At 38.8% G+C, this 13,096-nt stretch carries 13 protein-coding genes; 7 read left to right on the top strand and 6 right to left on the bottom strand.

Annotated features, from left to right (window positions below):
• Positions 1-12 precede the first annotated feature (12 nt).
• The gene (locus DLJ74_RS01925; protein ID WP_109983126.1) at positions 13-1,266 is read right to left on the bottom strand and encodes an MFS transporter; all 1,254 of its coding nucleotides are present in this window, start codon (positions 1,264-1,266) and stop codon (positions 13-15) included.
• 179 nt (positions 1,267-1,445) lie between these two features.
• Between DLJ74_RS01925 and DLJ74_RS01920 the strand changes: the two genes are divergently transcribed.
• The 4 genes from DLJ74_RS01920 (at position 1,446) to treR (ending at position 6,166) form a co-directional block, all read left to right on the top strand.
• The gene (locus tag DLJ74_RS01920) at positions 1,446-1,799 is read left to right on the top strand and encodes a hypothetical protein (RefSeq protein WP_054788276.1); all 354 of its coding nucleotides are present in this window, start codon (positions 1,446-1,448) and stop codon (positions 1,797-1,799) included.
• 159 nt (positions 1,800-1,958) lie between these two features.
• On the top strand, positions 1,959-3,395 hold the full coding sequence (treP, locus tag DLJ74_RS01915; RefSeq protein ID WP_109983125.1) for a PTS system trehalose-specific EIIBC component: 1,437 nt from the start codon (positions 1,959-1,961) through the stop codon (positions 3,393-3,395).
• 359 nt (positions 3,396-3,754) lie between these two features.
• A complete protein-coding gene (gene treC / locus DLJ74_RS01910) occupies positions 3,755-5,437 on the top strand; it encodes an alpha,alpha-phosphotrehalase (protein WP_109983124.1) in 1,683 nt (560 codons plus the stop codon).
• Positions 5,438-5,452: 15 nt separating this feature from the next.
• The gene (treR, locus tag DLJ74_RS01905; RefSeq protein ID WP_054860162.1) at positions 5,453-6,166 is read left to right on the top strand and encodes a trehalose operon repressor; all 714 of its coding nucleotides are present in this window, start codon (positions 5,453-5,455) and stop codon (positions 6,164-6,166) included.
• A 39-nt stretch (positions 6,167-6,205) separates the two neighbouring features.
• Here treR and DLJ74_RS01900 read toward each other — a convergent pair whose 3' ends face one another.
• Both DLJ74_RS01900 and DLJ74_RS01895 read right to left on the bottom strand, forming a co-directional pair.
• Entirely contained in the window at positions 6,206-7,207 is a 1,002-nt protein-coding gene (locus tag DLJ74_RS01900) for a FecCD family ABC transporter permease (RefSeq protein WP_109983123.1), read from the bottom strand.
• Entirely contained in the window at positions 7,204-8,220 is a 1,017-nt protein-coding gene (locus DLJ74_RS01895; protein WP_109983122.1) for a FecCD family ABC transporter permease, read from the bottom strand. Before DLJ74_RS01895 ends, DLJ74_RS01900 begins: the two co-directional genes overlap by 4 nt.
• Positions 8,221-8,435: 215 nt before the next feature.
• On the opposite strand from DLJ74_RS01895, the gene DLJ74_RS01890 reads away from it, so the two are divergent.
• On the top strand, positions 8,436-9,389 hold the full coding sequence (locus tag DLJ74_RS01890; protein ID WP_109983121.1) for an ABC transporter substrate-binding protein: 954 nt from the start codon (positions 8,436-8,438) through the stop codon (positions 9,387-9,389).
• A 39-nt stretch (positions 9,390-9,428) separates the two neighbouring features.
• Here the strand turns inward: DLJ74_RS01890 and DLJ74_RS01885 are convergent, their stop codons facing one another.
• The 3 genes from DLJ74_RS01885 to DLJ74_RS01875 all read right to left on the bottom strand — a co-directional run bounded on the left by DLJ74_RS01885 (position 9,429) and on the right by DLJ74_RS01875 (position 11,319).
• A complete protein-coding gene (locus DLJ74_RS01885) occupies positions 9,429-9,686 on the bottom strand; it encodes a hypothetical protein (protein ID WP_109983120.1) in 258 nt (85 codons plus the stop codon).
• Positions 9,687-9,799: 113 nt separating this feature from the next.
• Positions 9,800-10,618: a DUF2268 domain-containing putative Zn-dependent protease gene (locus DLJ74_RS01880; RefSeq protein WP_109983119.1), complete on the bottom strand. Its 819-nt coding sequence runs from the start codon at positions 10,616-10,618 to the stop codon at positions 9,800-9,802.
• The gene (locus DLJ74_RS01875) at positions 10,615-11,319 is read right to left on the bottom strand and encodes a class I SAM-dependent methyltransferase (RefSeq protein ID WP_054860165.1); all 705 of its coding nucleotides are present in this window, start codon (positions 11,317-11,319) and stop codon (positions 10,615-10,617) included. Before DLJ74_RS01875 ends, DLJ74_RS01880 begins: the two co-directional genes overlap by 4 nt.
• A gap of 113 nt (positions 11,320-11,432) precedes the next feature.
• On the opposite strand from DLJ74_RS01875, the gene DLJ74_RS01870 reads away from it, so the two are divergent.
• Both DLJ74_RS01870 and DLJ74_RS01865 read left to right on the top strand, forming a co-directional pair.
• A complete protein-coding gene (locus DLJ74_RS01870) occupies positions 11,433-11,930 on the top strand; it encodes an Lrp/AsnC family transcriptional regulator (RefSeq protein ID WP_109983117.1) in 498 nt (165 codons plus the stop codon).
• A complete protein-coding gene (locus DLJ74_RS01865; RefSeq protein ID WP_109983116.1) occupies positions 11,927-13,093 on the top strand; it encodes an aminotransferase in 1,167 nt (388 codons plus the stop codon). Before DLJ74_RS01870 ends, DLJ74_RS01865 begins: the two co-directional genes overlap by 4 nt.
• Positions 13,094-13,096 lie beyond the last annotated feature (3 nt).

Genomic DNA, 13,096 nt, shown 5'->3' with positions numbered 1-13,096 from the left:
GTTTCGCTATAGCTACTTTATTTTTTTATCAGAAGGAACAAAGGATAGAACGATCATCCCTAATACAAACAGTACAATCAGGCTTAATATTCCCATATTAGATTGACCTGTTAATTGAGCGGTAATACCTAGCAATAATGGTCCTGTAATCGAAGCGAATTTTCCAAAAATATTGTAAAAGCCAAAAAACTCGTTCGCTTTCTCCTTTGGAATCAGTTTAGCAAAGTAAGAACGACTTAGTGCCTGAATACCACCTTGAGAGGTCGCTACAAGCATTGCCAGTACCCAGAAATCAATCGCTGTCTCTAGAAAATATCCATAGATACAGACAATGATATAAATAAAAGAACCAATAAATAGCATCGTCTTAGCAGAGAATTTATCTGCAAGCCGCCCATAAATAATAGCAAAAGGTGCTGCAACCACCTGGGTAACAAATAGTACGACTAATAAGACAGTCGAGCTAATCCCTACATCAGTCCCATATGCAGTAGACATCGAAATAATTGTTCCTACTCCATCTATGTAGAAAAAGTAAGCGATCAAAAAAATACTTAAATGTTTATATTGTTTGATATGTTTCATGGTTTCAAATAATCGAACGAAGCTTTGTAGAACTGGTTTTGTATCTCGTTGAATAAAGTAAACCTGTCCTACATTGCGAATAATCGGTACAGAAAATACCGCCCACCAGAGACAAGTAATGAGAAAGGCAATGCGACTCGCAAATGTACTGGAAATCGGAATAATGCCTTGTTGAGATAGTAAGATAATGGAAATGCTAAGAAGGAAGGGAAAAGTACTCCCAATATATCCAAGTCCGAAGCCTTGTGATGACACTTTATTCATACGTTTATTATTCGCCACATCTACTAAAAAAGCATCATAGAATATATTGGCACCTGTGGAACCAATGGAAGCAAGTGTATAGAAAATAAGAAGCCATATCCATTGTCCTTCAGGGACAAAAACAAGTGATGCGGTCGAAAAAACACCTAGTCCTAAAAAGCTTAAGAAAAATCTTTTTTTATAGCCTTGATAATCTGCAATCGTTCCTAGAATAGGACCGAGTATAGCTAATATAAAGGTGAAGATGGATATCGTATAGCCTAAATATGCCGTGGAATTAGCGTTCTCAATCCCAGCGCTAGCTGCCTGTGCCTTATAATAAATCGGGAATATAGCGGTAGTAATAATAACAGAAAAGGCAGAACTGCCCCAGTCATATAACATCCAACTTCGTTCTTGTTTGGAAAACCTTCCCATTTTCTTTCCCCCCATCAACGACAATTTTTAAAAAAACAACCTTTCTCCTATTTTACTAGAACAGAGTAAAAACACTAGATGAAAATCAATAAATTAAAAGAAAATTAACTTTTAGTTTAATCTTTGTGAAAACGGGTACATTAAGTACAACAAATCTAATATTCGAAAGGTTGATAACAATGTATAAAACGATACAAGCATTTTTCAAAACCGAGAATGACGCAGAAGCAGTTAAAGCACTTTTGAATAAACTAAAAACGAATGATTTACGAGTCGATCAATTACCGGAGGAGGGAATTGGCTCTATTTTTCTAGTTCCATTAACATATGGTGGTAACAATTCTACGGGAACAGGCACAGGCTCTCCAACGGGTGCAGCGGGTGGTGTTATTGCAGCAGCTGAGCAAAGTAATGATGATTCGGCGAGAGAGCATGTATTAGAAGCAAAAGTTGAGGAAGAGGATCTTCAAGAAGCATTAAAAATCATTATGGAGAATGATGGACACGTTGACAGGGATTCCGTTGATTTTTGATTTAAAAGTTAACAGAGCAGATCATCCTGCTCTGTTTTCCTTATCACAACGCCAAACTCCTGTAGCCAATATATTTTTTTGTTGACAAACTTGTATATACAAGATAGAATGAAAGCGAAATCATTACATGTATATACAAGATAAGGGGGAGGAAGAATCATGAGTAAATATACCGAGCCAGCAAAAGAACTGCTGGAAAAGGTAGGCGGAAGTGAAAATATTTCGGTTGTGACCCATTGTGCTACGAGAATGCGGTTTGTTTTACATGACTCTAAACAAGCGGACGTAGAAGCAATTGAAGACATTTCTCTAGTGAAAGGAACGTTTACACAGGCAGGTCAATTTCAAGTAATAATTGGTAATGAAGTGGCCTCCTTTTACAATGAATTTACCAAAATAGCAGGAGTTGGGGATACTTCAAAGGAAGATGCTAAAGAGGCTGCGAAGCAAAATATGAATTTTTTACAGCGAATGGTTGCCCATTTAGCGGATATCTTTACACCGATTATACCAGCATTGGTAGTAGGTGGTTTGATCCTCGGCTTTCGTAATGTTATTGGTGAAATCAAAATGGTGAATGATGGGACCCAAACATTAATTGAAACCTCCCAATTCTGGACAGGAGTCTATGATTTTCTTTGGCTCATAGGGGAAGCCATTTTTCACTTTTTACCTGTTGCGATTACTTGGGCAATATCCCGTAAGATGGGAACAACACAAGTGCTTGGAATCGTGCTTGGGATTACACTTGTTTCTCCTCAATTGTTAAATGCCTATGGAGTTGCAGGAGCGGAGGAGATTCCGGTATGGGACTTCGGATTTGCTCAGGTAGATATGATAGGATATCAAGCTCAAGTCATTCCTGCCATATTAGCAGGATTTGTCCTCGCTTATTTAGAGATATGGTTACGAAAAGTTATCCCGCAAGTAGTTTCAATGATTTTTGTACCTTTTTTTGCACTGATTCCTGCAGTGTTAATCGCCCATGTTGTACTAGGACCAATTGGTTGGGAAATCGGTTCGTGGATTTCTAATGTTGTTTATTCTGGTTTAACCTCTGGGTTTGGCTGGTTATTTGCTGCTGTGTTCGGCTTTAGTTATGCTCCGCTTGTAATAACTGGTCTTCACCACATGACGAATGCGATCGATTTACAATTGATGAGTGAATTTGATGGAACGATCCTATGGCCAATGATTGCACTATCTAATATTGCTCAAGGTTCAGCAGTAGTAGCTATCATATATTTAAATCGAAAAGATAAGAAAGAACAACAAGTTTCTGTTCCGGCGGCCATTTCTTGTTATTTAGGAGTAACTGAGCCGGCAATGTTTGGTATTAACTTAAGATATCTGTTTCCATTTTTTGCAGGAATGATTGGCTCCTCCATTGCGGCGATTATCTCTGTCGGCTCTGGTGTTATGGCAAATTCCATTGGTGTAGGTGGAATCCCAGGTATACTGTCGATCCAGGTTCCAGATATGCTAATGTTTGCTCTTGCAATGATTATTGCGATTGTCGTTCCATTTATACTGACAGTTGTAATGGCAAAAATGAAAATAGGAAGGGATGCTTACGAGCGCCTAGGGAAATCTTAAAAAATAAAGAGGGTTATAATGAAATAGGGATAAAGAGAATCTAAAAAAACATCCGGCTAAGCATCATGGTATCAAAATAGTAATGGGCAGATTTGTTCTTCCAACTACTGGAAACATCTCTTGAAATGTCAGTAATAATGAGGATAAGTGCCAAAATACCCGCGATTTCGCATGAAATGGTAGTAAAAACAAGAATAAGTACCAAAATGCCCGCGCTTGCTCTTAAAATGGCACTTATCGAGTGGATAAAGCCCAAAACGCCAGAGCGCGTCCTCAAAATGGCACTTATCAAGTGGATAAAGCCTTCCCTATCTCTTTATAACCCGATCTCTATTCAGTCTAACAAGAAGGTGAACAAAATGAAGGAAAATTGGTGGCAAAAGTCTACCGTCTATCAGATCTATCCGAAAAGCTTCCAGGATACAACAGGTAGTGGAACAGGCGATATACAAGGGATTATCCAAAAACTGAATTATATCAAAAAATTAGGTGTGGACATTATTTGGTTAACACCTATTTATGCATCTCCTCAACAGGATAATGGGTATGATATCTCGGATTATTTTTCGATTCATCCAGAATATGGAACGATGGAGGATTTTGATCAATTGATAAAAGAGGCCCACGCTCTTGGTATCAAGATTATCATGGATATTGTCGTCAATCATACTTCAACAGAGCATGAATGGTTTAAGCTATCCAGAAACCGTGAAGACAAACACTATCGAAATTACTATATATGGAAAGATGGAGAAAAAGAACATCCACCGAATAATTGGCAATCCAAGTTTGGTGGGTCTGCTTGGCAATATGACGAAGCAAGGGGACAATATTATCTCCATTTATTTGATGTAACACAAGCAGATTTAAATTGGGAGAATGAAAGTCTTCGACAGGATGTGTACAAGATGATGAATTTTTGGTTGGACAAAGGGGTGGACGGTTTTCGATTAGATGTGATCAATTTAATCTCCAAAGATCAGCGCTTTTTAAATGATGATGGATCAATATTACCTGGAGATGGGCGAAAATTTTACACAGATGGACCGAGAATTCATGAGTATCTCCATGAAATGAATCAACAAGTATTTCAAGGAAGGAGAACGGTAACCGTTGGAGAAATGTCTTCGACAACATTAGCAGATTGTATACAGTACACGAATCCAGAAAATGAAGAGCTGGATATGGCCTTTCAATTCCACCATCTAAAAGTAGATTATCCGAATGGAGAAAAATGGGTAAATGCTCCCTTCGATTTTATACAATTAAAAAAGATTTTATCTGATTGGCAGACAGGTATGCAAGCTGGTGGTGGCTGGAATGCCTTGTTTTGGTGTAATCATGATCAACCAAGAATAGTCTCAAGATTCGGTGATGACGGCACATACCATCGAGCGTCTGCCAAAATGCTTGCGACCACTATTCACCTTATGCAAGGTACTCCTTACATTTATCAAGGGGAAGAATTCGGTATGACCAATCCAAAATTCACTTCGATGGATCAATATCGAGATGTTGAGTCCATTAATATGTATCATATGAAAAAGGAAGAAGGGATGAAGGAGGAAGAGATACTAGATATTCTAAAAAATAAATCTAGAGACAATGCGAGGACACCAATGCAATGGAACAAGGAGGAAAATGCAGGCTTTACTACTGGTACTCCTTGGATAGAAGTAGCAAAAAATTACCGCCATATAAACGCCGAACAAGCATTAGAGGATCAGGATTCTATTTTTTATCATTATCAAAGGCTGATTCAGCTAAGAAAAGATTATCAGGTCATCACAGATGGGACCTATCGACATATTTTACCTGATGACATTGCCATTTTTGCTTATATAAGAGAGAATGAAGAGGAGCAGATGCTTGTAGTGAATAACTTCTACGAGGATGAAGCCATCTTTCAGTTACCAGAAGACGAAACAGGCTTCACAGCAAATGGGGAAGTTATTTTGTCGAATTACACGACAGACTTTGAGGATCTGCAAAAGGTAAAGCTTCGCCCATTTGAATCATTCGTATACTATGAAAGAAAATAAACAGGAGATTTTATCATGAAGAATAAATACATGGTGATCTATCAAGAAATGGTCAACCATATAGACCAAGGTGAATTTAAAGCAAATCATTTCTTACCATCAGAGAATGAGTTAACGGAAAGCTACCAAACCTCGCGCGAAACCATACGGAAAGCTTTAAATTTACTGGCGCAAAATGGTTATATACAAAAAATCCGAGGGAAGGGCTCCTTAGTTATCGATCGAAGCAAGTTTGATTTTCCTGTCTCTGGTTTGGTTAGCTTTAAGGAATTAACGGAAAAACTCGGACAAGCTCCCAAAACAAAAGTACACAAATGCCAACTAATTGAAGCTCCATCCCCTATTCGTCACCATTTAAAGTTAACCAAGAAGGAGCAAGTATGGGAGGTCGTTCGTTCTAGATCCTTTTCTGGTAGTCGAATTATTTTAGATAAAGACTATTTATTAAAAAAATATGTACCCTATATGTCCGAAGAAATTGCTAGTGATTCGATTTACGTACATTTAGAAGATGAACTCCAATTAACGATTAGCTTTGCTAAAAAAGAAATTGTTGTCGAAGAGCCGACAGAAGAAGATAGGGAGTTGTTAGACCTTGAAGGCTTTCACAATATTGTTGTCATCAAAAATTATGTATATTTAGACGATGCTAGTCTTTTTCAATACACAGAATCAAGACATAGACCAGATAAATTCCGATTCGTAGATTTTGCAAGACGGCATCATTAAAAGAATAGAGGCTAGAGACAAGAGGGTGTCCTAGCCAATTTACGCTTTTAACAGTAAATAAATGAAGTAAGGTGTGCTCAATAAAGCAATGATCACTCCGACAGGCAACGAGGTTGGGGAGAATAGATTCTGTGCCAAAATGTCAGCTGTAATGAGAATAAAAGCACCGATTAGGGTAGCAACAGGAATCATATATTGATGTAATGGCCCTACAATTCGTTTGGCGATATGTGGGGCTACTAAGCCAAGAAAGGCAATGCCTCCCCCCGCTGCTACCGAGGCACCTGCTAGTGCGACAGCAGCAAATAAAAGCCACAATCTTTCTGCCTCAACTCTTGCACCTAAACTGGAAGCAATTGAATCTGTTAATGTCATCACATTTAAAGTATTGGACTTCCAAATAACAAAAGGAATGAAAACAAGCATCCATGGCAATAGAGCATAGACGAATAACCAGTCAGCATTCCATATATCCCCTGATAGCCAAACCGTTACTTGTCTGAAATCCTGTGGGTCCATTTTTAGCTGAAAGATGATTAAGGCAGCACCAAATCCAGCGTTAACCCCAATGCCGACAAGGATCAGTCGTATGGGATTTATTCCTTTACGCCAGGATAATAAATAAATGATGACTGCTGCAGTGAAAGCACCAAGTAATGCAAAAATCGGCATGCTAAAAATAGATAGACTAGAATTGATTGGGATGACTTCTTGGAAAAAATAGATAAATAGCACAATGAAAAAGCCTGCCCCAGCATTAATTCCGATAATCCCTGGTTCTGCTAATTCATTTTGAGTAATCGATTGTAGGACAGATCCTGATACCGAGAGTCCCATACCAATCAGTAATGCCAGCACAATACCTGGTAGACGAAAGTCGAATAAAACAAGCTCTTGTTGCTTGGTTCCTTGACCAATGATGGTATTCCAAACCTCCATCGGAGAAATAGAAATAACCCCAAGGTTTAAGCTGAGTAAACTGCTAGCGAGTATCGCCAAAATAAGTAAGCTTATAATCAACATATATTTCTTTTTTTTCATAGATTACTTCCCCCTCTACCACGCGCTAAATACAGGAAGAAAGGCACTCCAATTATCGAAGTGATGGCCCCAACTGGTGTTTCATAAGGAGCATTAACCATTCTTGCCACAATATCTGAAGCAACAAGTAGGACTGCTCCAAACACTGCAGAAATCGGCAATATCCAACGATAGTCATTCCCGACTAAAAAACGAACGATATGTGGAATAATCAATCCGATGAATCCAACTGCTCCGGCTGTTGTCACTGCTGCCCCTGTAAGCATAAATACAGAAATGATCGCCAAGCCTTTAATAAGGATATTTTTTTGACCTAATCCAGTAGCTACATCATCGCCAAGACTTAATAGAGTAAGAGAATTAGAAATAAATAAAGCGATAATGAGCCCCACTGTTCCTGTAATAATTAAAATTTTGACCGTCGACCAGTCTGTATTAGCAAGACCACCTGCAATCCAAAAGCTTAGCTGCTTTTCCAATTGGAAGTGTAAGGAGATAATCGATGTGATGGACTGAACGAAAGTACCAATAGCAACACCAGCTAATGCTAGTTTAACCGGGGTTAACCCTGTCTTTGAGGCATTACCGATAATAAATACGACGATGACTGTTATTCCCGCCCCGATAAAAGCGGCATACGTTTGACCTAGTGTCGATAGCGCAGGAAAGAAGGCAAGAACGGTAACTAATCCTAATCCTGCCCCATCTGTAACTCCCATGATGGAAGGGGAGGCAAGGGGATTTCGTGTCATACCCTGCATAATGGCACCAGCCACGGCTAAAAAGGCACCGACAAATGCCGAGCCAATCCCGCGTGGTAAACGGATCTCCCGAATGACCAAATGCTGTGAATTGTCATGATTAAAGTGAAATATACTGTCAAATATGGTTGATAGATGTATATCGGTGGAACCATAGATAATGGAACCAATCATCGCCAAACCTAAAAATAAAATGCCGATAATTATATAGACAAAATGTAATTTTTGTTTTTTATGGTAATTTGCTTGCATCTTTTTTCCCTTCTTATACAAATGTACAGGTATTCTTTAAGCTTATCACGCTAGGTTACTGTCCGTCCATTACTTAATAAACCAATTTTAGTTAAACGCTGTGATGAAAGGAATAGGTAAGAAATCATAGGGGAGCTTGACTGAATCATTTGACTTTTCAATTGAAAATGAATATCATAATCACTATATTACCTAAGAAAGAAAGGAAATGAAGCATGAAGAAAAGCCTTTTAGCTATATTACTGTTTATGTTATTTTTCCTAGCAGCATGTGGTGGAAATGAACAAGAAAATGATGATAATACAGAAGAATCAAATACAGAAGATACAAGTGAATTTAGTCCTGTTACGGTAGAAGGAGAAAACGGAGAGGTTACCATCTCTGAAAAGCCAGAAAGAATTATTGCACCATATATGGAGGATGCCTTAGTTGCTCTTGGAGTGAAGCCTGTTGCTCAGTGGTTCCTAGGTGGATCACCACAGGAGTATTTACAGGATGAGCTAGCAGATGTGGATACCATAGAATGGAATATGCCATTAGAGCAAACATTGAGCTATGAGCCGGATCTTCTTATACTAAGTGCGTTAGATAATATGGAAGGACAATTATCCGATTACGAAAATATTGCGACAACCTATGTATTTAAACCAGAGGATCTAGCAGATGTGCGGAAGCAAGTAACTATTGTTGGAAAGTTATTAGGTAAGGAACAAGAAGCGGAAGATCGTATAGATCAATATGAGGAGAAGATTGCCAGTGCGAAGGAAGCTCTCTCCGATACAGTTGGTGAAGAAACAGTAGCTGTATTATGGGCGATAGGGGATCAATATTTCATGTTTGAACAAGATCGACATACTGGTGAGGTAATCTATGGTGAATTGGGCTTAAAGCCATCACCACTAACGGTTGAACTCGGTGAAGCCGAAGAAACGTGGAATCCGATATCATTAGAAAAAATTGCGGAATTAGAAACAGATCACCTCTTCTTACTAGGGGAGGAAGATGCTGCGGGAATTCAAACATTACAAAACAGTGAAGTGTACAAGAGCCTTCCTGTTGTCCAAAATGAGCAGGTTTATCGAATAACAGATGCAAGCAATTGGACCAATAGAGGAATCGTTGCTTTTGAGAAAACGGTCGATGATATATTGGAGGCATTTGGAGAATAATAGAGGTTGGGCATGAAGCCCAACCTTTTTTCTACTTTTCTACCAGAAGAAGAATGGTAAAAAGGCGATAGTAGCAATGGCCCCTAAAGCAATGCCGAGGCCAAATCCACCCCAACCCCATCCACCATAATAGCCAATTCCATATCCACCAGGACCCCGATTCCCATCAATCGGATCTAAAAACACCTTGGAAGGATTGACTTTACGGATTATTCCTCTATGTGTCTGACCATCGTGAGTAACAATCTTAACTGGACGCCCAACGTTTTGACGACAAAAATCATAGTGACGAGACAAAATTTCGCTCCCCTTTCTCCATGTTTCAAAGAATGATAATAGCACTACTATTACGTTATGTGAGTTAGATATAATGGAGTGGACACCTGTTAACTGGCATTTGCACCATTTTTCTATCCTTTGATAATGGAGAGAAACTCCTCATTTGGGGTATATAGTATTTTTTTGGAGGAGTAGTTTTGCTTAGCTGCATAATTAGATACAAGGTAATAGCCGATGTTATAGCCAAGATGGTTAGGGAGTCCGTGTTTCCCATACATTATAAGATCATGCTTTGCATCAAGCCGCTTAATATCCCGATATTTTTTTATCCATTTATCCCATAAGGCCTTTGCTTGTTTCTCGGAGAGGGTTTGGATAATTTGACTTCCAGAGGAAGAACCGAGTAACCTTCGAACAAGATATTCTGCCGTCCCCTCTAAAATAATGGCATCTAATAAGGTATAGTCCTCCTCGGCCTTTTCAAAGTAATGAAGCCTACACGTATGGCTGTATTCATGTAAAAAAAGTGCTGTTAAAGCCTTAGGTGTTGCCTTAGGTGATAGGAATAGAAAAAGCTTTGAAGGATAGCTTAACCCCGCGTTTCCCTTAAATTGTTCCTGAAGTTCTCTGCTGTTCTCATTGGATGGAAATAGAAAAATATCGGCCTCTGGTCCGTCCCATGCTCGTTTCAATTTTTGATATAGTTTCTTAAAAAATGGATAAAAGTCTTTCTCTAACCACTCTGATAGATATTTAGAATTATTTTTGTGGGGGAGAAATAATCCATGACGTATAAGGTGTTCTTGTAGTGTCTTCTCATCTATGCTCCTAAAAAAGGAGGTGAGCGGTTTACAAATCAGCTTTTGATGTTCCACCAATGGTTGTTTTTGGGAAGTCTTTATTTTGTCTAAATAGGTATCTAACCATTGATCTGTTCGGTGAATGGTCATGTGTATCCCAATCCTTTTTGTGCGATATATAAATAGGCTAAGAGCTCTTTGTCGTAGAGCTGATTCCAATGATAGTGGGATTGGAGTGTGGAAAGCTGTTGTTCATTAAGCTCAGTGATAGCACCTGTTGGCACACTATCTTGGCTTTGCTTTTTCATTTGCTGTACATCGATACGCGTAAATCCATAATCCAACAATAGGGTGAGCCATTCCTTTTTCGTATATAAATGAGGCATTTCATAGAAATTCTGAATCACTTCTCTATCTAATTGGTCCAATGATGGTGATATTGTCATTTCATTGAGAACTAGTGTGCTTTCCTCTTTCATCACACGATCTATTTCTTTTAAACTTCTTCGAATATTCGTAAACGCCAGAACAGATTCGCAGATAATAAGATCAAAGGATTGATCTGGAAATGGAAGATTTTCTACATCACAGGGAAGAATGCTTACATCATCTAGACTATTGCTAAGCGGCATCGCTTTATCCACCATCTCCACGTTGTGATCAATTGCCGTAATAGGAGTGTTTGTGAGCTTTCGTAGCTGCTCCACCGTTTTTCCTACTCCACAACCAATTTCAAGTATATTTTTCACATTTATTAATGGAATTCGATTCATCCAGTTATTTGTTGCCTGTAATCCTCCAGGATGAGCATAGCTTATACCTAGCTGTGCTAAAAGTTGTTGATAACTCATAAGTAGTCTCCTTTTCGAAATTGTCATGGTTTATATTTGAAATGAATTGTAGTAAGATTAAATATAATTGTTATAAGCTAGTGTATACATAATGGTTAAAGAAGGTGAATGGATTGGAACAAAAGGAAATTGAACTGCTGAAGCTTTTAGAGAAAAACGGAAGAATAGATACGAACACGATAAGTAAAATGATTGATGTGGAACCAGATAAAGTGGAAGAAATGATTGCCAATCTAGAAAAAGAGCATGCAATATTAGGATACTCTACGCTTGTGGACTGGTCTAATGTCTATGAATATGAAGGGGTTGCTGCACTTATTGATGTAAAGGTGACACCTGTTAGAGGGGTAGGATTCGATAAAATCGCCTCAAGAATATATCGATTTCCGGAAGTGAAGGCTGTTTATCTAATGTCGGGAGCATACGATTTAAGTGTTTCTGTAGAAGGTAAAACAATGATGGAGGTTAGTCGATTCGTCTCCGAGAAGCTGTCAACATTAGATACGGTTATTTCTACTACTACACATTTTATCCTAAAGAAATACAAACATGATGGCATTATTCTAAATGATGATGAAGATAACGATAAAAGGATTATGGTGTCGCCATGAGTTCTTATTATTTATCCCAACAAGTACAAGAGATAAAGCCATCAGGTATTCGTAAATTTTTTGATCTAGCATCAAAAATGGAAAATGTTATTTCTTTAGGTGTAGGTGAACCAGATTTTGTCACTCCATGGAGTGTCATTGAGGCAAGCTACCATTCGCTTGAACAGGGATATACTGCGTATACGGCGAATGCAGGCCTTTTTGAATTGCGAGAAGAAATCAGCTATTATTTAGAAAATAATTTTGACGTGACATATAGCCCAGAGTCACAAATACTTGTTACTGTGGGCGGTAGCCAGGCAATTGATTTATCCTTGCGTGCAATTATTGATCCAGGGGATGAAGTGATTATTGTGGAGCCTTGCTTTGTAGCGTATAGCCCGATCGTTAGTTTAGCTGGTGGGGTGCCAGTGACGGTAAGTGCGACAAATGACAATGCATTTAAAATTACTGCAGAACAGATTGAACAGGCGATTACCAAGCGGACAAAAGCTATCATATTATGTAGTCCAAACAATCCGACAGGGGCAGTCCTTAGTAAAGAGGATTTAACAAGTATCGCTGCTGTGGTAAGGAAACACGATCTACTCGTGATCTCGGATGAAATTTATGCAGAGCTTTCCTATGATGATAAGGCGCCAAGTGTTGCTTCCATTAATGGCATGAAGGAACGTACCATTGTTGTTACTGGTTTTTCTAAAGCTTTTGCCATGACAGGCTGGCGCTTAGGCTATACGGTGGGCCCTGAAAAAATTATTCAGGCAATGTTAAAGATACACCAATACACGATGATGTGTGCTCCAACGATGGCACAACATGGAGCGCTTGAAGCACTTCGTAATGGAAGTGAAAGTGTGCAGGAAATGAAAACAAGCTACAGGCAAAGGCGGAATTTTGTCGTGAAGGCTTTAAATGAAATGGGACTTTCCTGCCATTTACCAGGTGGAGCGTTTTATGTTTTTCCTTCGATTAAGGCAACAGGAATGAGCTCAGAGGAGTTCGCCCAAAGGTTACTAGAAGAAGAACGTGTAGCCGTTGTACCAGGGGATGTATTTGGCGAAAGTGGGGAAGGTTATATTCGTTGTTCCTATGCGACATCTATTAAACAATTAGATCAAGCAATGAAAAGAATGAGTCGATTTGTAGAAAAGTACACTAAGTAGACA

The sequence above is a fragment of the Gracilibacillus dipsosauri genome (assembly GCF_003176895.1).
Classification (GTDB): domain Bacteria; phylum Bacillota; class Bacilli; order Bacillales; family Amphibacillaceae; genus Gracilibacillus; species Gracilibacillus dipsosauri.
This window is presented reverse-complemented; position numbering and strand designations above follow the sequence as displayed.

Excerpts from the sequence above, each read along its gene's own strand:
- DLJ74_RS01890 (WP_109983121.1), top strand. The coding sequence starts at position 8,436 with ATGAAGAAAAGCCTTTTAGCTATATTACTGTTTATGTTATTTTTCCTA.
- DLJ74_RS01920 (WP_054788276.1), top strand. The coding sequence starts at position 1,446 with ATGTATAAAACGATACAAGCATTTTTCAAAACCGAGAATGACGCAGAA.
- DLJ74_RS01900 (WP_109983123.1), bottom strand. The coding sequence starts at position 7,207 with ATGAAAAAAAAGAAATATATGTTGATTATAAGCTTACTTATTTTGGCG.
- treR (WP_054860162.1), top strand. The coding sequence starts at position 5,453 with ATGAAGAATAAATACATGGTGATCTATCAAGAAATGGTCAACCATATA.
- DLJ74_RS01925 (WP_109983126.1), bottom strand. The coding sequence starts at position 1,266 with ATGGGAAGGTTTTCCAAACAAGAACGAAGTTGGATGTTATATGACTGG.
- treP (WP_109983125.1), top strand. The coding sequence starts at position 1,959 with ATGAGTAAATATACCGAGCCAGCAAAAGAACTGCTGGAAAAGGTAGGC.
- DLJ74_RS01865 (WP_109983116.1), top strand. The coding sequence starts at position 11,927 with ATGAGTTCTTATTATTTATCCCAACAAGTACAAGAGATAAAGCCATCA.
- DLJ74_RS01880 (WP_109983119.1), bottom strand. The coding sequence starts at position 10,618 with ATGACCATTCACCGAACAGATCAATGGTTAGATACCTATTTAGACAAA.
- treC (WP_109983124.1), top strand. The coding sequence starts at position 3,755 with ATGAAGGAAAATTGGTGGCAAAAGTCTACCGTCTATCAGATCTATCCG.
- DLJ74_RS01895 (WP_109983122.1), bottom strand. The coding sequence starts at position 8,220 with ATGCAAGCAAATTACCATAAAAAACAAAAATTACATTTTGTCTATATA.
- DLJ74_RS01875 (WP_054860165.1), bottom strand. The coding sequence starts at position 11,319 with ATGAGTTATCAACAACTTTTAGCACAGCTAGGTATAAGCTATGCTCAT.